The organism is Streptomyces sp. Rer75, from assembly GCF_013414305.1.
GTDB classification, from domain to species: Bacteria; Actinomycetota; Actinomycetes; order Streptomycetales; family Streptomycetaceae; genus Streptomyces; species Streptomyces himastatinicus.
Window position 1 is genome coordinate 6535205 of record NZ_CP058693.1, and the last position, 22486, is coordinate 6557690.

Below are 22486 nucleotides of genomic sequence, written 5' to 3' on the forward strand. Positions count from 1 at the left end.
CGCGATCTCGTGTGATTGGGGCATCTTGCCATCTGGACGGGCACGCCCGTACGGCGATCCATGTCAAAATCGGATAACGGGCGATCCCCGTGGTGCACAGGAAACGGACACCGGGCTGGACAGCCCAGGTGCGGGGAGCGGTACGAAATTGTGATCATGCGGCGAATGGCGCGTGACAGCAGCATGCATATTCGAGGCTGCTTCGACCGCTTCCAACGGTTATGAGAAGTTTCCGAACACCACCGCAACGGAACCCGCTCGTTCTGGGCGCGCGCTTCCGGTAGAACAGACGGCTACCCCCCTCATCCGGGGCTCAGGACGCGAGTGCGACGCGTCCGGCGTCCGTATCTGACTCCGCGTGGCAGGTATCTGCCCCGCGGCACCGGACGCGGTGCCCGCCCGCTCCCAACCTGGGGCGGTTACCCTCGACAGAAAAACGACAAAGGGGTCTAAAAGTGGCAGCGGAGATGGTGAATCCTCGCAGCGACAAGGCAAGCGACAGCGGCGAAGGAGCCGACGGAGTGACCGACGGAGAGCCCTTCGATCCCGCTTTCGCGCTGCACCGCGGCGGCAAGATGGCCGTCCAGGCGACCGTGCCCGTGCGCGACCGGGACGATCTGTCCCTCGCCTACACGCCGGGCGTCGCCAAGGTGTGCAGCGCAATCGCCGAACAGCCGGAACTCGTCCACGACTACACCTGGAAGTCCCAGGTCGTGGCCGTCGTGACGGACGGCAGCGCGGTGCTCGGGCTCGGCGACATCGGCCCGGAGGCATCCCTGCCGGTGATGGAGGGCAAGGCGATCCTCTTCAAGCAGTTCGGCGGCGTGGACGCGGTGCCCATCGCGCTCGACTGCCGGGACGTGGACGAGATCGTCGAGACCGTCGTCCGGTTCGCGCCCTCGTTCGGCGGCGTCAATCTGGAGGACATCTCCGCGCCCCGCTGCTTCGAGATCGAGCGCAAGCTCCAGGAGCGCGTCGACATCCCGATCTTCCACGACGACCAGCACGGTACGGCGGTCGTCACCCTGGCCGCGCTGCGCAACGCGGCCAAGCTGACGGACCGCGCCCTCGGCCAGCTGCGCGCCGTCATCTCGGGTGCGGGCGCCGCCGGTGTGGCCATCGCCCGGATCCTCACCGAGGCGGGCATCGGAGACGTCGCGGTCTGCGACCGCAAGGGCGTCGTCTCCCTGGACCGCGAGGACCTCACCGAGGTCAAGCGCGAGCTGGCCGGCTTCACCAACAAGGCCGGGCTCACCGGTTCGCTGGAGGCCGCGATGGACGGCGCCGACGTCTTCATCGGCGTCAGCGGCGGCACGGTGCCGGAGGAGGCGGTGGCGAAGATGGCGCCCGGCGCCTTCATCTTCGCGATGGCCAACCCCAACCCGGAGATCCACCCCGAGGTCGCGCACCAGCACGCTGCCGTGGTCGCCACCGGGCGCAGCGACTTCCCGAACCAGATCAACAACGTGCTCGCCTTCCCCGGCATCTTCGCCGGGGCCCTCCAGGTCCGGGCCTCCCGGATCACCGAGGGCATGAAGCTCGCCGCCGCCGAGGCGCTGGCCTCCGTCGTGGCCGACGAGCTGAGCGCGGACAAGGTCATCCCCTCGCCGTTCGACGAGCGGGTCGCCCCGGCCGTGACCGCGGCCGTGGCCGCCGCCGCCCGCGCGGAGGGCGTGGCGCGCCGCTGAGCCACACGGTCCACTGACCGGCGTGCGGGGCCGGGTCGTCCACGGGGCGGCCCGGCCCCGCCGTTAGGGGTCGGGGCGGGCCCGGGGCGGTGCTCGGGGCGGTGTGACTCACATCGCGGCGTGGTTCCGTCGCCCTCCCTCGCGGCCTATGGTCGGGATCATGTTCGCTGCCTACGCCGCACGTATCGACCGCGACCAGCCGCTCAACGGCCTCGAACTGGGCGAGCGCCCCGAGCCGGAGGCACGCCCCGGCTGGACGACCGTCAGCGTCAAGGCCGCCTCGCTCAACCACCACGACCTGTGGTCGCTGCGCGGGGTCGGACTCGGCGAGGAGTCGCTGCCGATGATCCTCGGCTGTGACGCCGCCGGGATCGACGAGGACGGCAACGAGGTCGTCCTCCACTCGGTCATCGGCCAGAGCGGTCACGGCGTCGGACCGCGTGAGCCCCGCACCATCCTCACCGAGCGCTACCAGGGCACCTTCGCGGAGAAGGTCACCGTCCCCACCTGGAATCTGCTGCCCAAGCCCAAGGAGCTGTCCTTCGAGGAGGCCGCGTGCCTCCCGACGGCCTGGCTGACCGCCTACCGCATGCTGTTCACCAACGCGGGCGTACGGCCCGGCGACAGCGTGCTGGTGCAGGGCGCGGGCGGCGGCGTGGCCACCGCCGCGATCGTGCTCGGTGCCGCCGCCGGGCTGCGGATGCTCGCCACCAGCCGGGACGAGGCCAAGCGCAAGCGCGCGGTCGAACTCGGCGCCGAGGGGGCGTACGAGCCGGGGGAGCGGCTGTCGCGGCGGGTGGACGCGGTGATCGAGACGGTCGGCGCCGCGACCTGGTCGCATTCGGTGAAGTCCCTCAAGCCGGGCGGCACGCTCGTCATCTCCGGCGCCACCAGTGGCCCCAACCCGCAGGCCACCGAGCTGAACAGGATCTTCTTCCTGGAGCTGAAGGTCGTCGGGTCGACGATGGGCGGCAAGGACGAGCTGGAGGACCTGCTGAGCTTCTGCGCGGCGCGGGGGGTGCGGCCGGTGATCGACTCGGTGCTGCCGCTGGACCGGGCGCGCGAGGGGTTCGAGAAGATGGCGGGCGGCGATCTGTTCGGCAAGGTCGTGCTGACGGTCTGAGTGGCTTGGCGGTCTGAGGGGCTTTCCGGGCCTGGCGATCTGACGGGCTTGGCGGCCTGACGGGCCAGGTGGTCTGACCGGCGGTCATATTTGGCGGATATTGCACCCTTGTTCGATCCTTCGCAGTCAAGAGCGACGTATTGCCGTCACTCTCGGTGAAGGGTCTGGTGCTCTCCGAAGTTGGCGCGGATAATCGTGCTCGGGGGGATGCACATGACTGCTTCAGTACCGCCTTTGCCGAAAATCGAGTTGCTGATCGACGCGCTCGAACAGCTCGTCACCCTGCCGCCGGGCCGCCGCGGTCCGGCGCCGCAGATCCTGCTCACCCAGCTGACCGAGGGGCCCGAGGCCGGGCGGATCGCGGACGGCCTGTGCGCGCGCTTCAGCGCGGGCGGCCGCGCCCGCGTTCCGTTCGCCCAGGTGGCGGGCGAGGCCGAGACCCCGCGTCAGGAGCACGTGGGGGCCACGTTCCAGAAGATCGAGGAGGAGTTGCTGCGCAACCGGCCCGGCGGCTTCGGCCGACTGCGGCTGCCGCAGTTCCGGCTGATGTGCGGCATCGTCGAGGCCGACCTCGCCGGATGCCCGTTGGGCGCCCAGGCCACGGAGTTGCGCAACCGGAGCTACGAGGCGCACTGCGCCCGCTCGGTCTTCCTGCGCGCCCTCCAGGCCGTGAGCGGCGGGGAGGAGCCGCCGCCGAGCATCCCGGGCACCGCCTGGTACTGGCTGCGCCGACCGCTGTTCGGCCTGCTGCCCCGCTGGTGGTACGGGCGGCGCCATGGTCGCCGGATGACCCGCAAGGGCAGCTGGTACCGCACCTGGGCCGAACTGCCCGAGGGCGGGCCCGGCTTCTTCACCGACGCCTGCCGGCTGACCGTGGGCGCGCCCGGCGCCGCGCGGCGCGAGCCGATCGTCGACGTGCTGCTGCGGGCGCTGCTCGCCGACCTGGAGCGGGCCTTCCGTCATCCCCGGCTCTCGCCGTGGGGGCGGCGCCGCCGCCATCGCGTCGTGCTCGTCTTCCCGCAGCCTCCGGCCATCGGCGACGACACCGGGCGGCTGCTGGAGCAGTTCCCCCAGGCGGTCGAGCACACGGGATGCACCGGGGTCATGCTGATGGCCGCGGTGCGCCCGGGCCGGGAGCGCACCGAGAGCTTCGCCGAGGCCGCCATCACGCTGAAGTCCTGGATCGGGGCCACCGGTGCGGGCGGCGCCCGGGTGGTCCGGGTGGGCGTCGAACCGCATGCGGACGACGAGGACGCGGCCCGCTGGCTCGGCCGCTATCCGGAGATCGCCGTCGGCAGAAGCCGTTCCGACGCGGCGCCGCGGGCGGAGGCCGCGGTCGCGGCGGTGGCGGGCGTCACCGTGCTCGGGCTGCTCGGCGGCTATGGCGTGGCCTGGCTGACGGCGCGCAGCGACACCGCCTGCCTCGGGGGCAGCGGCGCCTCGGCGACCCCGGCCCCTACCGCGTCAGCGTCTGCGTCCGGTGGCAAGGGTGACGGGCGGAGCCGCCCGCCGGACCGGAGTCCGCGGGCCGTCTACGACGATGCGGTGGCCGCCATCACCCGGCAGAACAAGCGGGCCGACAAGGCGGCCCGCTCCGGCGACATGGTCCGGACGGTCGGCTATCTGGGGGTGCCGGTGACCGCCGGTGACTGGGACCAGGCCAAGTACAGCGGTGCCATCCCCGAGGTGCGCGGCATCGCGCTGGCCCAGGAGGAGATCAACGAACAGGCGGATCAGCAGAAGAGCAGCAAGGTCTGGCTGAGGGTCCGCCTGATGGACGCGGGCGAGCGCTTCACCCGGGCGCCCGCGGCGGCCAGAGCGCTGGCGAAGGAGGTCAGAGCCGCCGAGCGCGCCGGGAACGGTGAGCAGTTCCTGGGCGTGGTCGGCCTCGGCCAGAGCCGCCCGGGCACGCTGAGCGCCCGGAACATCCTCGCCGGGGCCGGGCTGCCGATGATCGGCACCGCCGCGACCGCCGAGGAGATGCAGCGCTCGCCGATGTACCGTCAGGTCGCCCCCGACAACCACCGGGAGGCGCGCATCGCGGCGAACTTCGCGCGGCACGCCAATATCGTGCAAACCGCGCCCGGGACCTGTGCCCCCGCCAAGAAGGCGGTGGTGATCGGGGATCCGACCGACATCTACAGCGCGAACCTGAGCGACCGGTTCGCGGAGGAATTCGAAGACGTCCACCGCATCTGGTATCCGGTCCAGCGCCCCTCCGCCTCGCCACCCCCGAAACCCAAAGGCCAAGGGGGCGAATGGGTCTCCCATACCTCCCAGATGGCCGACAGCATTTGCCGGAGGCTCAAGGAGGAACCGCGCACGGTGGTGTACTGGGCGGCCCGCGCCCATGAATTCGAGAACTTTCTCGATGACTTCGACCGGCGCACCGGGTGCAACGGCCAATCGACCGTGCTCGGCGGCAACGACCTCGACAATGCGGTGGTCGAGCAGCAGCGCCCCAGCGAGAAGCACCTCAGGCTGCGGCTGTACTACGCGGCACAGGCCCTGGCGAAGGGCAGCTCGCCCAATGTGAAGGGCGACGACTTCCGCCGGAGGTACCACGACGCCTACGGGAGCGACCTGTGGAGCAATGACGCCCGGGTGCCGCTCGCCTGGGACGCGCTCGGTGTGCTGTCCGAGGGGATCAACGCGGCGTACCAGAGCGCGGGCACGGCGCCCTTCGGCCGGGGCGGAGTGCAGGCGGCGCTGGAGCGAGGGGTGGGCGGAGCGGAGGGGCTGCGCGGGGCCACCGGTTCGCTGATCTACGGCGAGGGCGCCAAGGTGCCCGTCAACAAGCGGCTGCTGATCCTGCACGACACCAGGGGCGGGTCGCCGGAGATCGCGCTGGAATGCGGGATACGCGACAGCAGGGACGAGGCGAAGACCTGGGGACCCAGGAATGCGTTCGACTGTCCGCGCGACCAGGACGACGACAAGGACGGCAAGGGGGACGACGACTGAGACGAGGGGGCTGAGACGAAGGGGCTGATACGAGGGGGCTGAGACGAAGGGGCTGAGACGAGGGGCTGAGAGGAGGGGGCTGAGACGAAGGGGACCGAGACCAGGGGGGCGACGCCTGATCAGCGGTCCGGCTGTTCCTCGGCGAACGCCCAGCCCGACCACCGGGTGACCTCGATGGCGATGACCGGGCCGCGCGGCGGGCGGTCGGCGTACTGCGGGTACTTGTCGACCAGCCGCCGCACCGGGTCCGCCCGTTCGGCAGCCGCCTCGGCCGGGACGATCCGTGCCCGGCCGTCGGCCCGCACCCACCACAGCTGCCGCCAGTCCTCGTCGTAGTGGTCGACCAGGAGGGAGACCGCCGGGTTGGTGTGGATGTTGCGCAGCCGCTTCAGGTCCTGGTGGCGCTTGGGCTTGTGGTCCACGGCGGTGACCACGGTGTCCACGCCATCGGCGCCGTCCGCGGCGGTGAGCGCGAAGGTGGCGGGCACGAGATGCGGTCGGCCGCCCTCGTCGGTGGTGGCCAGCCGCAGCACCCGGGCGCGGGCGAAGCGCCGCCGCGCCTCGGGGGTCTCCAGTCGCATACCGGCGAGGCTACTGCGGCGCTCCGTCCCACGGCCGGACGAAGCGCCGCCGGAGAAGCGCCGCCGGGCACGCGCCCGGGTCTACTCCTTGTCCGGGCCGCGCAGCAGACCGGTGATCCGGGCCGCCGTCGCCGCCAGTCGGCGGTGGGCGTCGGCCAGTTGGGCATCGGTCACCCCGTGGTCCCGGGCGGTGTCGCGGATGTCGTCGCGGAAGCGGTCGAGCAGCCGGTCCAGATCGCGGGCGGGGTTGCCTGACGGAATGAACTCCCCGGCCCATGCGGGCTCGGTTGGTGCGCCACCCTCGGTGTCGGCGTCGGTGGCGGTGCCGGTGGCGTCCTGCTGGGCAGCGCCGGGCCCCGGTTGCGGTGCGTCCGCGCGCGGGGCGGTGGTCTTCGTCTCCTCGTCCGCGTCCGTCCACCCCGACGGGGAGGTGCCCTGCCGGGAGAGGCGGCCCATGCTGCGCGACACCTCGGCCAGCCCGTCCCGCACCGCCCGCTGCCAGTCGCCCGCCCGGATGTGCTCCTGGGTCTGCTCCTGGACGCGCCGGGCGACCCGCTGGACCTCTTCGATCGCGAACTCCTGAGCGTCCTTGGCCTGCTTACGGGCGCGCTGGGCGTCCTGCCGGGCGCGGCGGCTCTCCTCCTTGGCGCGGCGGGCCTGCTCCTTCCACTCGTCCTTCGCCCGCCGCAGCTCCTCCTTCGCCTGCCGCCAGCCCTCGCTGTTGTCCCACGGACCCCCTTCCCAGGGGCCGTGTTTGCCCTCGCCGCCGGAGGTGCGGGCCTGCTGGGCGGCCTCCCGCATCTCCCGCCGCAGGTCGTCGGCGGAGCCGCGCACGTCCTCGCGGATCTCGGCGGCGAGTTCGGCCACCGATTCGCGGATCTCCAGCTCCAGGTCGGCCAGCTCGCCGCTGCGGTCGGCCAGTTCGGCGCGTCCGGCGTCGGTGATGGAGTAGACCTTGCGGCCGCCTTCGGTGGTGTGGGTGACCAGGCCCTCGGCCTCCAGCTTGGCCAGGCGCGGATAGACGGTGCCGGCGGAGGGCGCGTACAGCCCCTGGAAGCGCTCCTCCAGCAGCCGGATGACCTCGTACCCATGGCGCGGGGCCTCGTCGAGCAGCTTGAGCAGATACAGGCGGAGTCGGCCGTGGGCGAATACGGGGGGCATCAGAGGACCTTTCCCTGGGAGCCGCCGGTGTTGCCGGTCCCGCCGGTGCTGTCAGTGCTGTCAGAGCTGTCGGTGTCGCCGGTGCCGCCGGTGCTGTCGTCGCCGTCCTCGTCGGTGGGCGGGCGCCGCAACAGCGCGATCGCGCCGGAGACGGTGGTGGCCTTGAGCCTGCCCCGGCCCGAGCCCAGGTTCCCGGTGATCCGCTTGGCGCCCCACTGGCCGGTGACGCGCAGGTCCTCGAAGGCGTTGGAGACGGGCCCGCTCGCGGTGTTGGCCTCGATCCTGGCGTCGGCGGGGTGCGGCAGCCGGATGGCGATCTCACCGGAGACGGTGGTGAGGCTGATGTCCGCGTGCTCGGCGGTGGGGGCGAGGTCGAGCACCATGTTGCCGCTGACGGAGTCGGCCCTGACGACCGGGCCCGAGCCCTCGATCACGGTGAGGTCGCCGGAGACCGAGTTGAAGCGCAGATCGCCGGTGACGGCCTGGGCCTCGACCCGGCCGGAGACGGTGTCCGCACGCACCGGACCGGTCAGCCCGACGAGGGTGGCGTCGCCCGATACGCCGCGCAGATCCGTCCGGCCGCTCAGCCCGGAGGCTACGGCGGAGGCGTTGACGACCCCGATCGAGGCGGCGGTGCCGGTGGGCACGGCGAGGGTGACATGGACGGTGCGGTGGAATCCCTTGCGGTCGAGCCATGTGAGCAGGCCCTTCCAGGGGAGGTCGTCATACGCGACGCTCAGGGTGCCGTCCTCCAGGGTCACCTTCAGCGGTGGGCCCTCGATCTCGGAGAGTTCCAGGCGTGCCGGGCCGCCGTCGGTGCCGACCACGTTGACCGTGCCCTCCACGATGCGGACGTGGAGCGCGGAGACGGGCTCGTCGAAGGTGAGCTTCTGTGGTTCGCCGAACGACCACTCTGACCGGGCTGACATCCCCTGGCCTCCCTGGCTGGATGCGGTCACGCAACATATCGTGTCTGATTACACACGATATATCGCGGATGGCTGGAGTCAAGCCCCTCGCGGACAGGGGTGGCGGGCAGGGGCGGGGGCGCCCGGGCCCGGACGTCATTACCGCGGGTATGTATCCCGTGTGAAGCACGGCGATGGTTTCCATGTGACATAAATCGCCCGTCGCCAAGGCCAATGCTGCTCCAGGGATTTCCGCTAGAGCATCACTAGAGCGCTGGTAGAGCATCATGGAGTGCGAATGTTCGAGGCTGTTACCTTCGTGCCTTCAGAAATCGGGAAGGAAGAGGGCAGTGAGGGTAATGGCGTCACAACCCTTGAAATACTCGGTACCAAAAGATTCTCAGGATCTGCGCTCCGTTGCCCAGTTGCTCTTGCGGGCAGCGCATCACCACCCCGATTCGGGGGTACGTTACGTGACCGCCGAGGCGGGGAGCGACGCAACACGCCAGCCCTATCCGGAACTTCTGCAATCCTCGCTGCAACTCCTCGCACCGCTCCGCGGGTACGGGCTGCGGCCGGGCGACACGGTGGCCCTGCTGCTGGACGGCCAGCGGGAATTCCTGACGGTCTTCTGGGCCTGTCTGCTGGGCGGGTTCGTGCCGTGCCCGATGGTGCCGATCCCCGGTGACCCGGCCCGATGGTCCGCGCAGCTTTCCCACGTCAACCAGCTGTTGGGCCGTCCGCTGCTGGTCACCACCGAGGCGATGAGCGCCGAGCTGCCGGACGTGCCCGGACTCGCCGTGGCCACGGTGGAGCACCTGCGCGACGCGGAGAACGCACCCGCCGCCGACGGCGGACCGTCGCCCGAGGTGCACATCGCGGCACCGGAGGATCTTGCCCTGCTGGTGCTGACCTCCGGCTCCACCGGGAATTCCAAAGCGGTCATGCTCACCCATGGAAACCTGCTTGCATCCATGGCGGGAAAGGCCGGGAAGCAGCAGCTCACGCATGCCGATACCACCTTCAACTGGATTTCGTACGACCATGTCGCCGCGCTTCTGGAAGCGCATATGCTGCCGCTGTACGTCGGCGCCGAACAATTGCATGCGGAAGCGTCGGTCGTCCTTGAGGAACCGCTGAATTTCCTCCGCATCATCTCCCGTCACAAGGTCACGATGACCTTCACTCCGAATTTTCTCCTCGGCCCGCTGAATGCGTCGGTGCGGGATCTGTCCGAGGAGATATCGGCGGGCGGCGAAGCGCTCGACCTCAGCTCGCTGCGGCATATCGTGAGCGGCGGCGAGGCCAACGTCGTCGCCACCGGCGAGGCGTTCCTCGCCCACTACGCCCCGTACGGCCTGCGGCCCTCCGCCCTCTGGCCCGCCTTCGGGATGACCGAGACCTGCGCCGGGTCCGTGTACAACCGTGCCTTTCCCGTCACCGACGTGGGCCAGGAGTTCGCCAACCTCGGCACCCCCGTCGAGGGGCTGAGCATCCGGGTCGCCGACGACGACCACCGGCCGCTGCCCGCGGGCGAGGTCGGGGAACTCCAGCTCAGCGGGCCGATGATCACCGGCGGCTACTACCACGACGAGGCCGCCACCAAGGAGGCCTTCACTCCCGACGGCTGGTTCCGCAGCGGCGACCTCGGCCGCATCGACGACGGTCGGCTGACCCTCGTCGGACGCAGCAAGGACAGCATCATCGTCAACGGCGTCAACTACTTCAGCCATGAGATGGAAGCCGCGCTGGAGCAGCTCGACGGGGTGGCGGGCGGCTATGTCGCGGCGTTCCCCACCCGCCGTCCGGGCAGCGACACCGAACAGCTGGTGATCGCGGTCCACCCCGAACTCGCGGACGACGACGAGCCGGGGCTGCACCGCCTGATCACCGCGGTGCGCTCCACCGTGGTGATCCACTGGGGCTTCCGCCCGTTCCTCATCCTGCCGCTGCCCAAGGACGCGTTCCCCAAGACCAGCCTGGGCAAGACGCTGCGCCGGCGGATGCGGAAGCGGCTGGAGTCCGGCGGCTTCGACGACGTCATCCAGCGGGTGGCGGAGCTGACCACCCGGCGCCTGGGCGGCCACACCCCGCCGGAGGGCGAGACGGAGCGGATCCTCGCCGAGATCTACGCCGAGATGTTCGACACCGACCCGGAGGGGATCAGCGCGACGGCGAGCTTCTTCGATCTCGGCGGCACCTCACTGGACATCCTGCGGTTGCGGCGCCAGGTCACCCGGCGGCTCGGGGTGGCGGACCTGCCGATCATCACCGTGCTCACGGCGCCCTCGGTGCGGCAGCTCGCCGCCCGGCTGACCGGGGGCGGCACGCCCGCCGCCGAGGCGTACGACCCGATCGTGCCGCTCCAGACGGGCGGCGCGAAGACCCCGCTGTTCTGTGTGCACCCGGGCGTCGGCGAGGTCCTGGTCTTCGTCAACCTCGCCAAGTACTTCGTCGGTGACCGGCCGTTCTACGCCCTGCGCGCCCGTGGGTTCAACGAGGGGGAGAAGCCCTTCGAGAGCTTCCAGGAGATGGTGGACTGCTATGTGCGGGCCATCCGCGCCAAGCAGCCGCACGGCCCGTACGCGATCGCCGGGTATTCGTACGGCGGCGCCGTGGCCTTCGAGATCGCCAAGGTGCTGGAGGCGGAGGGCGAGCGCGTTGACTTCACCGGCAGCTTCAACCTGCCGCCGCACATCAAGTACCGCATGGAGGAACTCGACTTCGTCGAGACCGCCGCCAACCTGGCCTTCTTCCTCGACCTGATCAACAAGAAGCAGTCCCTCGACCTCCCGGGCGAGCTGCGCGCCCTGCCCCGGCGGGAACAGCTCGCGCATCTGCTGGGGCTCGCCCCGCAGCGACGGCTGGCCGAACTCGACCTGGACCTGGACAAGTTCACGGCTTGGGCGGAGCTGGCCCACGGGCTCACCAGCCTGGGCCGTACGTACCAGCCCAGCGGCACCACCCGGTCCATGACGGTCTTCTACGCCATCCCGCTGCGCGGCACCAAGGAGGACTGGCTGAACAACGAACTCCGCAGGTGGGACGAGCACACCACGGAGCCGAACCGGTACATCGACGTACCCGGTGAGCACTACACCCTCATGGGTCCCCAGCACGTCGCGGCCTTCCAGGCCATCCTCCGCAAGGAGCTGGACCGCGCACTGGGCGACGGATGACCAGGACCGTCACCAACGACGGCGGCACGGAAGAGGAGGAGAGCACGGTGGAAGGCAAGAAGATCCTAGTCACCGGCGCCACCGGGCAGGTAGCCCGGCCGGTTGCGGAGGCGCTGGCGACACACAACGAGGTGTGGTGCCTGGGCCGGTTCGGCACCCCCGGCGTCGAGGAGGAGCTGCGCGCCCGCGGCATCACCACCTTCCGCTGGGACATGAACGACCTGGGGGAGTCGGGGTACGAGGGGCTGCCGGACGACTTCACCCATGTCTTCCACTCGGCGGTCCGGCGCGGCGAGGACGGCGACTACAACGCCGCCGTCGAGGTCAACTCCATCGCCACCGGGCGGCTGATGACCCACTGCCGCACCGCCGAATCGTTCCTGTTCGTCTCGACCGGCGCGCTCTACAAGCGGCAAACGCTCGACCACCCGTACGCCGAGGACGACCCCATCGACGGCGTGGCCGACTGGCTGCCCTGCTACCCCGTGGGCAAGATCGCCGCCGAGGGCGCGGCGCGCGCGTTCGCCGGGGTGCTGAACCTGCCGACCACCATCGCCCGGCTCAACATCGCGTACGGCCCGGGCGGCTACGGCGGGGTGCCGATGCTGTACTTCAAGCGGATGCTCGCGGGCGAGCCGATCCCGGTGCCCGTCGAGGGCCAGAACTGGTGCTCACTGCTGCACACCGACGACCTGGTCGCCCAGGTGCCCGCGCTCTGGGCGGCCGCGGCGTCCCCCGCCACCCTGGTCAACTGGGGCGGCGACGAGCCGGTCGGGATGACCGATCTGGTGCGGTACCTGGAGGAGCTGAGCGGGATAGAGGCGCGGCTCGTACCGAGTGAGGTGACGAGGGAGACGTACCAGTTCGCCCCCACGCGCCGCCGGGAGATCACCGGGCCGTGCCGGGTGCCGTGGCGCGAGGGCGTACGCCGCACGCTCCACGCCCTGCACCCCGAGCACATCAAGCCGCAGTACGCCGCCTGACCACTCCCGACAGCCGCCTGAGAAGAGATGAAAGCCGTGGCATCACGAAACATCGAAACGATCCGCGCCGCCTACGCGGGATTCCGGGACCGCGACATCGAGGGGATCCTGTCGGCCATGCACCCGGACGTCGAGTGGGTCCACCCGGCCGGGATGGCGAAGTACGGCCTCGGCGGCACCAAGCTGGGCCACGCGGGGATCAAGGAGTTCCTGGCGCACGTCCCGAGCGTGCTGGGCGGGATGAGACTCGCGCCCGAGGAGTTCATCGAGCAGGGCGACCGGGTCGTGGTGTTCGGCACCCGGGACGTGACGTCGCGCAGCGGCAGAACCGTCACCCTGGACTTCGTCCACTCGTGGACGATGCGGGACGGCAAGGCGACGAGGATGGAGGACATCTTCGACACCGTGGCGTTCCACGACCTGATCGAAAGCTGACGCCGACCGCTTCCACAGGGACCCGGGCCGCCCGCCCCCGCCCCCGCTGCCGCGGGGGCGGGCGGCCCGCCTGTGGGGTCCTGATCCCGGGTCAGACGGTGGTGACGACCTCGTCGTACGCCAGCCGCGGCAGTCGGCCCATCCAGGCGTCCGGGCCCGGCTTGCCGATGTTGACGACGCAGATCGCCTGGTGGCGGCCGTCGCTGAAGAACTCCTTCGACACGGCGGCGGCATCGAAGCCGATCATGGGTCCGGCGGCCAGCCCGGCGGCGCGCACACCGAGGATGAAGTACCCCACCTGGAGCGCGGTGTTGAAGCGCGCCGACCCCTCTCGCATGCCCGGGTCCGCGAAGATGGCCTGCGGGTTCTCCATGAACGGCACGAGCCGCGGCAGCTCCTCGTGGAAGTCCAGGTCCGCGGCGAGGACCGCCACCAGCGGCGCCTGCGCCGTCTTCTCCTGGTTACGCCCCGTCATGTGCGCCACCAGCCGTCCGCGGGCCTCCTCCGACCGCACCATGACGATGCGCAGCGGCTGCTGGTTCATCGAGGTGGGCGCGTACTTCGTCAGCTCGTAGATGGCGCGGACCTGGTCCTCGGTCACCGGCTCGTCGGTGAAGGTGTTGGCCGTACGGGCCTCCAGGAACAGCTGGTTCTGCGCCTCCGGCGCGAGGGTGAGGTGCCGCAGGGCATCGCTGTTCTCCGGTGCGCTCATGGAGCTTCTCCTCAAGGTGCGTACGCGATGGGAATTAAATGGACTGGACGGGCTAGTCCACCGCAGTGAGGGAAGGCTAGACTCACAGGTCCATCGAGGGCAAGACCGGCTGACGGCGAGGAGGTTGGACCGTTGCGGACGGACAACGGTCCGCGGCGCGGTGCCGCGGGACGGCCGGCGGGCCCGCAGCCCGCCAAGCGCCAGGCGATATTGGAGGCGGCCGTCGCCGTCTTCCTGCGCGAGGGCTACACACGGGCCGGTGTCGACGTCATCGCGGACCAGGCCCGGGTCTCCAAGCAGACCGTCTACAACCACTTCGGCGACAAGGAGCGGCTGTTCCTCGCCGCCGTCGACCGCGAACGGGAGCGGGTCGCCGCGGGCTTCGCCCCCGCGTCGCTGAGCACCCCCTCCGCGGAGGACGACGGGAGGGACGTCCGCGCGGCGCTCACCGCCTTCGGTCACCGCGTCCTCGACGTACTCCTCGACGAACGCGCCTCCGCGCTGCGCCGCCTGATCATCGCCGAAGTCGCCCGCCACCCCGCGCTGCGCCCGGCCTGCGCCGAGGGCGAGCCCCAGCAAATGGTGAAATACCTGGCCGAAATGCTCGGCCGCCGCACCGACCGGGGCGAGCTGGACGTCCCCGATCCCGCCTCCGCCGCCCAGCAGTTCGTGGCCCTGGTCGTCCAGCAGGGCCTGTACCAGTCGATGTACGGCACCCGCCCGATCGCCGCCGTCGATGCCACGGCCATCTGCGAGAAGGCCGCCGACCTGATTGTCCGCGCGTACCGCACATGACGTGCGAGGAGGTGGCACCCATGCGTGCGAACGTTCTCGGACCGCTGACCCTGCGCCACGGCGCTCTGTCCGGAGTCCCCAGCGCGATGAAACCGCGCAAAGTCCTGTCCCTGCTGCTGCTCAGCGACGGCCGCATGGTGCCGGTGCAGTCGCTGATGGCCGAGCTGTGGGGGGACCAGCCGCCGCGCACCGGGCTCACCACCCTCCAGACGTACATCCTGCACCTGCGCAAACTGCTCGCCCAGGTGCTCGGCACGTCCTCCGCCACGGTCACCCGTGACGTCCTCCAGACCAGGCCCGGCGGCTACGCGTTAGTCCTGCGCCCCGGCCAGCTCGACGTCCACGACTACCGCGCCCTCGTCGCCCAGGCCGAATGCGCCCTGGAGGTCGGCGACGAACGCGCCGCCGACGCCGCCTTCCGGCAGGCCCTCTCCCTCTGGCAGGGCCCCGCCCTGGTCGACGTCGCCCCGCACGGCCGCCCGCTCCAGGCCGAGGTCGCCCGGCTGGAGCAGTCCCGGCTCACCGTCACCGAGCGCGGCATCGAGACCCGGCTGCGGCTCGGCGGCCATCTCGAAGTGCTGAGCGACCTCGCCTCGCTCGTCGTCGAACACCGCTTCCACGAGGGCCTGCACAGCCAGTACATGCTGGCCCTCCACCGTTCCGGCCAGCGCACCCGCGCCCTCGGCGTCTACCAGCGGCTGCGCATGACCATGACCGAGGAACTGGGTCTGGAACCCTCCGCCAAGCTCCAGCGCCTCCAGCAGGCCGTCCTGGTCTCCGACCCCCGCCTCGACCACGAAGCGGGCACCCCGGGCCGCGGCCCGGTGGTGGCGTAACGCCTACGCCCCCTCCGGCCCCGGCTCCCAGGGCAGCCGGATCAGAGCCAGCTCCGCGAGCCGTTCCAGATCGGCGCGGGGGGCGCCGTACGCGGCCTGGACGGCGATCCCCTCGGTGAGCGCGAGGACGTAGCGCGCCGCGTCCCGCGGCTCGACGGTCCCGGGCAGATCGCCGGACCGCCGGGCGTCGGCGAAACGCTCGGTCAGCATGACCTCCCCCGCCTCGCGGCGGGTGCGCACCTCCGCCTTCGCCTCGCTCGCCGCGTCCCCGGTGGCCAGCGCGCCGTGGACCATCAGACACCCGGCCGGGGTGCCGGCACCGGTCGTGGCCTCGACCGCGCCCTTCAGCCACCGGCGCACGACCTCCCGTACGCTCCCGGCCTCCAGGGCCTCCGGGCCGTACGCGAAGACGGTGCGGGCGTAGTGGTCGACGACCTGCCCGAACAGGCCCGCCTTCGAGCCGAACGCGCCGTAGATGCTGCCCGGCTTCAGGCCGGTGGCGGCGGACAGGTCCGCCATCGTGGCGCCCTCGTACCCCTTGGCCCAGAAGACGCCGAGCGCCGCCGACAGAGCCTGCTCGGCGTCGAATTCGCGGGGCCGTCCCTTCGCCATGCCGGTCCTCCATTTATTTAGCGCCCGTTCAAGATAGCACTTGCGCTGCCGCGGGGCGCATGACATCTTGAACGCTCACTCAATAATAAAGGGGTTGCCATGTCACAGCCGCTGAACGGCAAGGTCGCACTGGTCACGGGCGGTTCACGGGGAATCGGCGAGGGCATCGCACGCCGCCTCGCCCGGGAGGGCGCCGCGGTCGCGGTCACCTACAACGCCTCCGCGGACCGCGCGGAAGCCCTGGTGAAGGAGATCGTCGCGGACGGCGGACAGGCGCTGGCCGTCCAGGCCGACGCCGCGGAGCGCGCGTCCCTCCGTACGGCCGTCACGGAGGTCGCCGAGCGGCTCGGGCGGCTCGACATCCTGGTCAACAACGCGGGAGTCGGCGTCATGCGGCCGATCGGGGAGCTGACCGACGCGGACTACGACCACGTCGCCGCCGTGAACCTGCGCGCCGTCTTCGCCGCCACCCAGGAGGCCCTGCGCCACATCGGCGACGGCGGACGCGTCATCACGATCGGCAGCATCAACGCCGACCGCGTCCCCTTCGCCGGCGGCAGCCTCTACGCGCTGACCAAGGCGGGCGTGGCGGGGTTCACCCGCGCCCTGGCCCGCGAGGTCGGCAGCCGCGGAATCACCGTCAACACCGTCCAGCCCGGCCCCGTCGACACCGACATGAACCCGGCCGACGGCCCATGGGCGGCATCCGCCCTCCCCCACCTCGCGGTCGGCCGCTACGGCACGGCCGACGAGGTGGCCGGTCTCGTCGCCCACCTGGCGGGCCCCGACGCCGCGTACATCACCGGCGCCACCCTCGACGTCGACGGAGGCTACGCCGCCTGAGGGCGCCCGTCCCTCACCTCGGATGCCGTCGTCAGATGTCGTCGTCCTCGTCCTCGAGCCGCGCCAGCCAGGTCGCCAGCCGCTCCACCGGAACCTCGAAGTCCGGGTTCAGGTCGACGAACGTCCGCAGCTGCTCGGCGAGCCACTCGAAGGTGACCTGCTCGTCGCCGCGTCGCTGCTCCAGCTCCTCGATGCCGCGGTCGGTGAAGTACAAGGGTCGCTCCGGGGGTGGGTGAGGTGGATCTACGGGCCCAGGATATGCGGCCCGGCCCGGACGCTCAGCCGCAGTCGGCCAGTGCGTCGATCAAGCCCCGCGCCTGGGGCGCCCCGCGCCGGAGGAGCGGCGCGGCGGGCGAGAGGTGGCTGGACATGTGATTCCCACATTTCGGTGACGAGAAGGGGATATCAGCAGTCTCAAGCCGGATTGTACCCATCATGGGGATACCCCCCTGATGGGGAACCGGGAGCTTCCCCTTCAGCGGCACGCTGATGACACGGGACAGATGGAGGGAACCCATTCCATGGGCAATCACGGGAAGCAACCGGCGCCGAACCCGCAGCCTCAGCAGCCGTCGCCACGGGACAGCGACAGTCAGCATCCGGAGGTGTCGAAGCCCGGAGGCGGGACGCACCGGAAATGAGTCCCGATGACATGCGGGTCCGGGCCGCCGAGACCCTCGACGGTCTGGACGGGTTCGCCGAGCCGTGGATGCGGGAGGCCTTCCTCAAGGTGCCGCGCCATGCCTTCGTCCCCGACACGGTGTGGGTCTGGCGGGACGACGCCTACCGCCCGCTGCGCGCCGCCGACGACCCCGGCGCCTGGGCCGCGCTGGTCCACGATCCGCTGGCGTCCGTCGTCACCCAGGTCGACGACGGGTCGGCCGAGTCCGAGGGCACGTTGCCGACCAGCTCCATCAGCGCTCCCAACGCCGTGTTCACCATGCTCGCCGCCGCGGATGTGCGCCCCGGCATGCGGGTGTTGGAGATCGGCACCGGCACGGGGTACAACGCCGCCCTGCTGTGCGAACGGGCCGGAGCGGCGAACGTGACGTCCGTGGAGGTGGACGCCGGGCTTGCGGAGCTGGCCGCCCGGCGGCTGGCCGAGGCCGGGTACCACCCCCGCGTGGTGGCCGCGGACGGTGAGGACGGCTGGGCGCCCGAGGCCCCGTACGACCGGGTGCTGTGCACGGCCTCGCTCCAGCGGGTTCCCTTCGCCTGGGTGGAGCAGACCCGCCCCGGAGGGCTCATCGTCACGCCGTGGAAGACGACGCTCCAGCCGCACGGGATGGTGCGTCTGCGTGTCGCTGACGACGGTGCCTCGGCGAGCGGCCGCTTCGATCAGCCGATGTCGTTCATGGATCTGCGTGGCCAGCGGCGGCCGGACAACCCGCTCCATGATGTGTACACCGCCGCGTCGTGGGCGGAGAGCCGCGACAGCCGTACCGACCTCGACCCGTCCTTCCTGAACACCGACTTCCATGCCCGCTTCGCCCTCGGGCTCCTGCTTCCCGGCGTCCACTGGGACGGCGACGGATGGCTCGCCACCGCCGACTCCTGGGCGTATGTGGGGGAGGGCGGTGTCTGCCAGTGGGGGCCGCGCGATGTGTTCAGCGAGCTGGAGCGGGCGTATCGGTGGTGGCGGGAGGCCGGTGCGCCGGAGCTGTACGACTTCGGCCTCACCGTCACCGCCGACGGCCAGACCGCCTGGCTCGGCGGGCCCGGCGCCGTCATTCCGTCGTTCGGCTGAGCAGCCAGGACACCACCGCGCGGACGGCGCCGGTGAGGGCGGCGGCGGTCAGGGTGAGGAGGGCGGAGGGGCGGCGGTTCGGCATCTTTGACCTGCTTTCGTGAGACCGGCGGACGCGCCGGGGGTACCTTCACGATGTGCGGGGCCTGGGGTGTTGCGGCAGGCCGCACGCGTTGCAGCGGGCCGCAACGGGGGAGGGGCGCTCATGACGGACGAGGTGCTCGGTGGCGAACTGGCGCCGGAGCGACGGGAGGAGCGGCGGATCGGGGACCTCAAACCGATCCCCGAGCAGGTGAAGCCGGAGTGCCGGGAGCTGGCCCGGAGCCTGCGGGAGCTGTTCGGGGCGGTGGGGGTGTCGCTGCGGGTCTTCGCCGTACGGGTGCACTACGACGCGGGAACCGTCTCGCGCTACCTCAACGGGACCGTCGTGCCGCCCGCCGAGTTCGTGAACCAGTTGCTCAAGCAGGCGGCCGAGGCCACCGGGCGGGCCTCCTCGGCGGAGGTGATGGCGCATGTGCACGCCCTGCAACGGCGGGCGTTGCAGGTCACCAACAAGGTGGGCTGGGAGCTCCAGCGGCTCCGTGACCAGCTCGCCGACGCCGACCGGCAGCGCCAGCAGGCCGAGGTGCGGGCGGAGGCGCTGTCGGAGGCGTTGCTGGTACGGCAACAGCGCATCGCCGAGATGGAGGTCGAGCAGCGGCAGATAGCGGTGTCGGCCTCGATGGAGCGCGATGAGCGGGAGGCGGAGGTCGACCGGCTGCGCGGGGAGCACGAGGGGTTACGCACGGAACGCGACCGGCTGCGCGAGGAAGTCGCCCGGCTCCAGGGCGAGTTGACGCAGGCCCGGCGGCAGGCGCTGGAGGCCGAGCGGCGGTGTGAGGCGTTGGAACACCAGCTCCAGACGGAGGAGGAGGCGGCCGGGGCGAAGGCCGAGGCCGAGGATCCGGCGGAGCACCGGTTGCAGCTCGCGCACGCCTGGGCGCGGCAGCTGGAGCGGGAGCTGATGGAGTTGCGGGCCCGGGAAGGCGGGGCCGTTCCGGGCGGGGATTCCGACGAGGGGCAGGTGGTCGCAAGGGACAGCAGCGGGGTCATGGTCCAGGCGGGCTCGGACCGGCTCCGTCAGCCCATCACGATCACGTACGCCGGTGCCCACCGCCCCTGGGCCGCCTGGGCCGCCCACTGGCTGGAGGCGGCGGGCGCCCACGAGGTGACCATCCGGTGCTGGCAACCCTCGGACCAGGATCTGTTCATCGCCGACCGTGGCCAAGTGCTGCTGCTCAGCGAGCACTTCGAGGACGCGTGGCACGCGGCGCTCGGCGCGACCTTGTCCGATCAGCCCTTCGTCGCGTTCACCATCGCCGACCGCACCCCGCCGCGCCTCGCCACCCGGCTCGGCGCCGTCGACCTGCGCGGGCTGGACGAGGCGGAGGCGGGGCGCCGCCTGCTGCGCGGGCTCGGCCTGCCCGCCGAGCTACTCGCCTTCGCCCCGGCTCACGCCCGGCAGGGTCCCCGCTTCCCCGTCGCTCCGCCCGCCGTCTGGGACGGAGTGCCGCGCCGCAACCCGCGCTTCACCGGGCGCGACGCGCTGCTCGTCGCGGTGCACGACCGTCTGGAGGCCGCCCCCGCCGACACGGCGGTGGTCGCGCTCGTCGGGCTGCCGGGGATCGGCAAGACGCAGCTCGCCGCCGAGTACGCGCACCGTTTCGCGGGCCGGTACGACGCCGTCTGGTGGGCCCCCGGGGATCACCGGCCCACGCTGGAGGGGCGGTTCGCCGGGCTCGCCCGGGTCCTCGGCGGTGCCGACGAGGACCCCGTTCGGTCCGCGCTCGACGCCCTGCGCCGGGGCGATCCGTACGAACGCTGGCTGCTGGTCCTCGACGGCGCCGACGACCCGGACGCCATCGCCGACCTGCTGCCCGCCGGGCGCGGCCATGTGCTGGTCACCTCCCGCAACCGGGCCTGGGCCGACCACTACGCCGAGCTGCTGGACGTCCCTCCGCTGAGCCGGGAGGAGAGCGTCGCGTTCGTCCGCCGCCGGGCGCCCCGCATCGGGGCCGAGGACGCGGACCGGCTGGCGGCGGCCGTGGAGGACCTGCCGCTGCCGCTGGACCAGACGGCGGGCTGGCTGGACGCCTCCACCACACCGGTGGCGGAGTACGTGCGGATGGTGAGCGACGGCGAGCCGAACCCGGTGCGGTCCGCGGCGGACTATCCGATGCCGTACCACTCCGCCTTCAAGGACCTGATCACGCAGCTGCGGGAGACCACCAAGGCCGCGGCCGAACTGCTCAGCCTGTGCGCCCTCTTCGACCCCGGCCCGGTCCCGCTCGCCCTGCTGCGCGCCGTCCCGGCGGACCAGGTCTCCCCGGCGGTGGCGGCGCTGCTGGACAACCCGAGCCAGCTGGATCTGGCCGTGGGCAAGCTGGTGCAGCGGTCGGTGGTGCGGGTGGCGGACGACGCCGTGTGGATGAGCCGCTTCGTACGGGACGCGGTGCGGCGGCGCACGCCGGGGGACCGGCGGGAGAAGGACGCCCGGGTCGTCCGCGGCGCCCTCGTCGCGGCCGACCCGCGACGGCCGGACGACCCGGCGATGTGGCCGCGCTACGCCCGGCTCGTGCCGTACCTGGAGTCCTCGGGCGCGCTGACCTCCCGGGACACCGCGTCGCGTCGGCTGGTCCACGGGTTTCTCACGTTTCTGACCCTGAGCGGCGACTACGCCACGGGCACGCGCATCGCCGAAGGCGCGGCGGCCACCGGCCCGGACTTCCTCGTGAGCCGGGCCGCGCTGCTGCGCGAGACAGGCGACTACGCCGCCGCGGAGGCCCTGGACCGCTCGGTGCTGGGCCTGGCCGAGCCCGACGCGCCGGGCGCACTCGTCGCGATGGCCCGGCTCGTCACGGACCTGCGCGGCCTCGGCCGGTACGACGAGGCGTACCACCTGGCCCTCCGGGAGCGCGACCTGTGCGCCGCACAGTGCCCGGAAAAGGGCAAGGAGATGCGGAACGCCAAGCGCAGCCAGGCCGGTTCCCTGCGGATGCTCGGCTCCTACACCGGGGCCGCGGCGCTTTCCAGGGAGGCGCTGGACGGCGCGCGTGCCGAACTGGGCCCGACGGCGCTGGTGACGCTGGCGTGCGAGACGGAACTCGCCTACGACCTGCGGCTGTCCGGCTGCTGCGGGGAAGCGCAGACGCTGCAAGCGGCCAGCACCGACCGGCACCGCGAGGTCCTGGGCGACGACCACCCATGGACCCTCGCGGCCGCGCACCACCGGTGGCTGTGTGATGTGGACCCCGACGTCGACATCCACGGCCTGTGGCGGAAGGCGGCGGACCTGCTGGGCGCGGATTCTCCGGTGACGCTGAGGATCGCCGCGGGAGCCGTCCGGGCTCTGCGGTACCAGGACGACACGCTGGGGGCCAGGGATGTGGGCGAGGAGACCGCCGTCCGCTATCGGGCCACTCTCGGGGACCAGCATCCGTACGCCATCGGCACCCGTGCGCATCACGCGCTCACCCTGGCTCCGCATCTGGCGGTGCGGGTCCTGGAGGCGGCGCTCACGGACATGACCGCCGCCGTCGGGGAGCGCCACCCCTGGACGCTGGGGATCGCGCTCAACACCGCCGCCACGTACCACGTGAGGGGGCAGCGTGAGGATGCCTGCGCCATGAGCCGGGAGGTGGCGCTGCACGCCGCCGAAGTGCTGGGGCAACGGCATCCGCTGACCCTGATGGCCCAGATCGGGCTGGCGGCGGATCTGCGGACGCTCCGTGGCGGACAGGGTGAGGCGGACGTGATCGAGGAGGTGGCCCTCGGGGGCCTGACCGCCGTCCTGGGGCCGGGCCACCCCGACACCGTGGTGGCCCGCGACCGTATCCGGCCTGTCTGGGACTTCGAGCCGCTGCCCATCTGAACCACCGTG

At 71.6% G+C, this 22486-nt stretch carries 17 protein-coding genes; 11 read left to right on the plus strand and 6 right to left on the minus strand.

Annotated features, from left to right (window positions below):
• The first annotated feature begins 455 nt into the window (after positions 1 to 455).
• The 3 genes from HYQ63_RS28425 to HYQ63_RS28435 all read left to right on the plus strand — a co-directional run bounded on the left by HYQ63_RS28425 (position 456) and on the right by HYQ63_RS28435 (position 5775).
• Positions 456 to 1688: an NADP-dependent malic enzyme gene (locus HYQ63_RS28425; protein WP_179936711.1), complete on the plus strand. Its 1233-nt coding sequence runs from the start codon at positions 456 to 458 to the stop codon at positions 1686 to 1688.
• 160 nt (positions 1689 to 1848) lie between these two features.
• The gene (locus HYQ63_RS28430) at positions 1849 to 2811 is read left to right on the plus strand and encodes a zinc-binding dehydrogenase (RefSeq protein ID WP_179936712.1); all 963 of its coding nucleotides are present in this window, start codon (positions 1849 to 1851) and stop codon (positions 2809 to 2811) included.
• Positions 2812 to 3024: 213 nt separating this feature from the next.
• Complete coding sequence (locus HYQ63_RS28435; RefSeq protein ID WP_257232216.1) at positions 3025 to 5775, plus strand: hypothetical protein; 2751 nt, start codon at positions 3025 to 3027, stop codon at positions 5773 to 5775.
• Between the two features lie 119 nt (positions 5776 to 5894).
• Here the strand turns inward: HYQ63_RS28435 and HYQ63_RS28440 are convergent, their stop codons facing one another.
• The 3 genes from HYQ63_RS28440 to HYQ63_RS28450 form a co-directional block, all read right to left on the minus strand.
• Positions 5895 to 6356, minus strand: a complete 462-nt coding sequence (locus HYQ63_RS28440; protein ID WP_179936714.1) for a TIGR03668 family PPOX class F420-dependent oxidoreductase — start codon at positions 6354 to 6356, stop codon at positions 5895 to 5897.
• A gap of 81 nt (positions 6357 to 6437) precedes the next feature.
• The gene (locus tag HYQ63_RS28445; protein ID WP_179936715.1) at positions 6438 to 7517 is read right to left on the minus strand and encodes a PadR family transcriptional regulator; all 1080 of its coding nucleotides are present in this window, start codon (positions 7515 to 7517) and stop codon (positions 6438 to 6440) included.
• A complete protein-coding gene (locus tag HYQ63_RS28450; protein WP_179936716.1) occupies positions 7517 to 8446 on the minus strand; it encodes a DUF4097 family beta strand repeat-containing protein in 930 nt (309 codons plus the stop codon). The genes HYQ63_RS28445 and HYQ63_RS28450 overlap by 1 nt, the downstream gene beginning before the upstream one ends.
• Positions 8447 to 8784: 338 nt before the next feature.
• On the opposite strand from HYQ63_RS28450, the gene HYQ63_RS28455 reads away from it, so the two are divergent.
• From HYQ63_RS28455 to HYQ63_RS28465, 3 genes are read left to right on the plus strand one after another with little or no spacing between them, the layout of a single operon-like run.
• On the plus strand, positions 8785 to 11604 hold the full coding sequence (locus HYQ63_RS28455; protein ID WP_179936717.1) for a non-ribosomal peptide synthetase: 2820 nt from the start codon (positions 8785 to 8787) through the stop codon (positions 11602 to 11604).
• Complete coding sequence (locus HYQ63_RS28460) at positions 11601 to 12587, plus strand: NAD(P)-dependent oxidoreductase (RefSeq protein ID WP_179936718.1); 987 nt, start codon at positions 11601 to 11603, stop codon at positions 12585 to 12587. The genes HYQ63_RS28455 and HYQ63_RS28460 overlap by 4 nt, the downstream gene beginning before the upstream one ends.
• A 27-nt stretch (positions 12588 to 12614) precedes the next feature.
• Complete coding sequence (locus HYQ63_RS28465; RefSeq protein ID WP_179936719.1) at positions 12615 to 13022, plus strand: nuclear transport factor 2 family protein; 408 nt, start codon at positions 12615 to 12617, stop codon at positions 13020 to 13022.
• A gap of 91 nt (positions 13023 to 13113) precedes the next feature.
• On the opposite strand, the gene HYQ63_RS28470 is transcribed toward HYQ63_RS28465, so the two are convergent.
• Positions 13114 to 13734: a malonic semialdehyde reductase gene (locus HYQ63_RS28470; protein ID WP_179936720.1), complete on the minus strand. Its 621-nt coding sequence runs from the start codon at positions 13732 to 13734 to the stop codon at positions 13114 to 13116.
• 132 nt (positions 13735 to 13866) lie between these two features.
• Between HYQ63_RS28470 and HYQ63_RS28475 the strand changes: the two genes are divergently transcribed.
• Positions 13867 to 14529 carry a TetR/AcrR family transcriptional regulator gene (locus HYQ63_RS28475; protein ID WP_179936721.1) on the plus strand — a complete coding sequence of 221 codons (663 nt, stop codon included), beginning with the start codon at positions 13867 to 13869 and terminating at the stop codon, positions 14527 to 14529.
• A gap of 20 nt (positions 14530 to 14549) precedes the next feature.
• Positions 14550 to 15365, plus strand: a complete 816-nt coding sequence (locus HYQ63_RS28480; protein ID WP_179936722.1) for an AfsR/SARP family transcriptional regulator — start codon at positions 14550 to 14552, stop codon at positions 15363 to 15365.
• A 3-nt stretch (positions 15366 to 15368) separates the two neighbouring features.
• Here the strand turns inward: HYQ63_RS28480 and HYQ63_RS28485 are convergent, their stop codons facing one another.
• Positions 15369 to 15977 (minus strand): TetR/AcrR family transcriptional regulator, encoded by a 609-nt coding sequence (locus tag HYQ63_RS28485; protein ID WP_257232217.1) that lies wholly within the window; start codon positions 15975 to 15977, stop codon positions 15369 to 15371.
• Between the two features lie 99 nt (positions 15978 to 16076).
• Here HYQ63_RS28485 and HYQ63_RS28490 point away from each other — a divergent pair, with 99 nt between their 5' ends.
• Positions 16077 to 16820, plus strand: a complete 744-nt coding sequence (locus tag HYQ63_RS28490; protein ID WP_179936724.1) for a 3-oxoacyl-ACP reductase family protein — start codon at positions 16077 to 16079, stop codon at positions 16818 to 16820.
• Positions 16821 to 16851: 31 nt separating this feature from the next.
• Here the strand turns inward: HYQ63_RS28490 and HYQ63_RS28495 are convergent, their stop codons facing one another.
• Positions 16852 to 17034 (minus strand): DUF6104 family protein, encoded by a 183-nt coding sequence (locus tag HYQ63_RS28495; protein ID WP_179936725.1) that lies wholly within the window; start codon positions 17032 to 17034, stop codon positions 16852 to 16854.
• 423 nt (positions 17035 to 17457) lie between these two features.
• Here HYQ63_RS28495 and HYQ63_RS28500 point away from each other — a divergent pair, with 423 nt between their 5' ends.
• On the plus strand, positions 17458 to 18567 hold the full coding sequence (locus HYQ63_RS28500) for a methyltransferase domain-containing protein (protein WP_179936726.1): 1110 nt from the start codon (positions 17458 to 17460) through the stop codon (positions 18565 to 18567).
• 205 nt (positions 18568 to 18772) lie between these two features.
• Positions 18773 to 22477 (plus strand): FxSxx-COOH system tetratricopeptide repeat protein, encoded by a 3705-nt coding sequence (gene fxsT / locus HYQ63_RS28505; RefSeq protein WP_179936727.1) that lies wholly within the window; start codon positions 18773 to 18775, stop codon positions 22475 to 22477.
• The last annotated feature ends 9 nt before the right edge of the window (positions 22478 to 22486 follow it).

Excerpts from the sequence above, each read along its gene's own strand:
- HYQ63_RS28445 (WP_179936715.1), bottom strand. The coding sequence starts at position 7,517 with ATGCCCCCCGTATTCGCCCACGGCCGACTCCGCCTGTATCTGCTCAAG.
- HYQ63_RS28470 (WP_179936720.1), bottom strand. The coding sequence starts at position 13,734 with ATGAGCGCACCGGAGAACAGCGATGCCCTGCGGCACCTCACCCTCGCG.
- HYQ63_RS28485 (WP_257232217.1), bottom strand. The coding sequence starts at position 15,977 with ATGGCGAAGGGACGGCCCCGCGAATTCGACGCCGAGCAGGCTCTGTCG.
- HYQ63_RS28455 (WP_179936717.1), top strand. The coding sequence starts at position 8,785 with ATGGCGTCACAACCCTTGAAATACTCGGTACCAAAAGATTCTCAGGAT.
- HYQ63_RS28500 (WP_179936726.1), top strand. The coding sequence starts at position 17,458 with ATGAGTCCCGATGACATGCGGGTCCGGGCCGCCGAGACCCTCGACGGT.
- HYQ63_RS28435 (WP_257232216.1), top strand. The coding sequence starts at position 3,025 with ATGACTGCTTCAGTACCGCCTTTGCCGAAAATCGAGTTGCTGATCGAC.
- fxsT (WP_179936727.1), top strand. The coding sequence starts at position 18,773 with ATGACGGACGAGGTGCTCGGTGGCGAACTGGCGCCGGAGCGACGGGAG.
- HYQ63_RS28480 (WP_179936722.1), top strand. The coding sequence starts at position 14,550 with ATGCGTGCGAACGTTCTCGGACCGCTGACCCTGCGCCACGGCGCTCTG.
- HYQ63_RS28430 (WP_179936712.1), top strand. The coding sequence starts at position 1,849 with ATGTTCGCTGCCTACGCCGCACGTATCGACCGCGACCAGCCGCTCAAC.
- HYQ63_RS28490 (WP_179936724.1), top strand. The coding sequence starts at position 16,077 with ATGTCACAGCCGCTGAACGGCAAGGTCGCACTGGTCACGGGCGGTTCA.
- HYQ63_RS28450 (WP_179936716.1), bottom strand. The coding sequence starts at position 8,446 with ATGTCAGCCCGGTCAGAGTGGTCGTTCGGCGAACCACAGAAGCTCACC.
- HYQ63_RS28460 (WP_179936718.1), top strand. The coding sequence starts at position 11,601 with ATGACCAGGACCGTCACCAACGACGGCGGCACGGAAGAGGAGGAGAGC.
- HYQ63_RS28440 (WP_179936714.1), bottom strand. The coding sequence starts at position 6,356 with ATGCGACTGGAGACCCCCGAGGCGCGGCGGCGCTTCGCCCGCGCCCGG.
- HYQ63_RS28465 (WP_179936719.1), top strand. The coding sequence starts at position 12,615 with ATGAAAGCCGTGGCATCACGAAACATCGAAACGATCCGCGCCGCCTAC.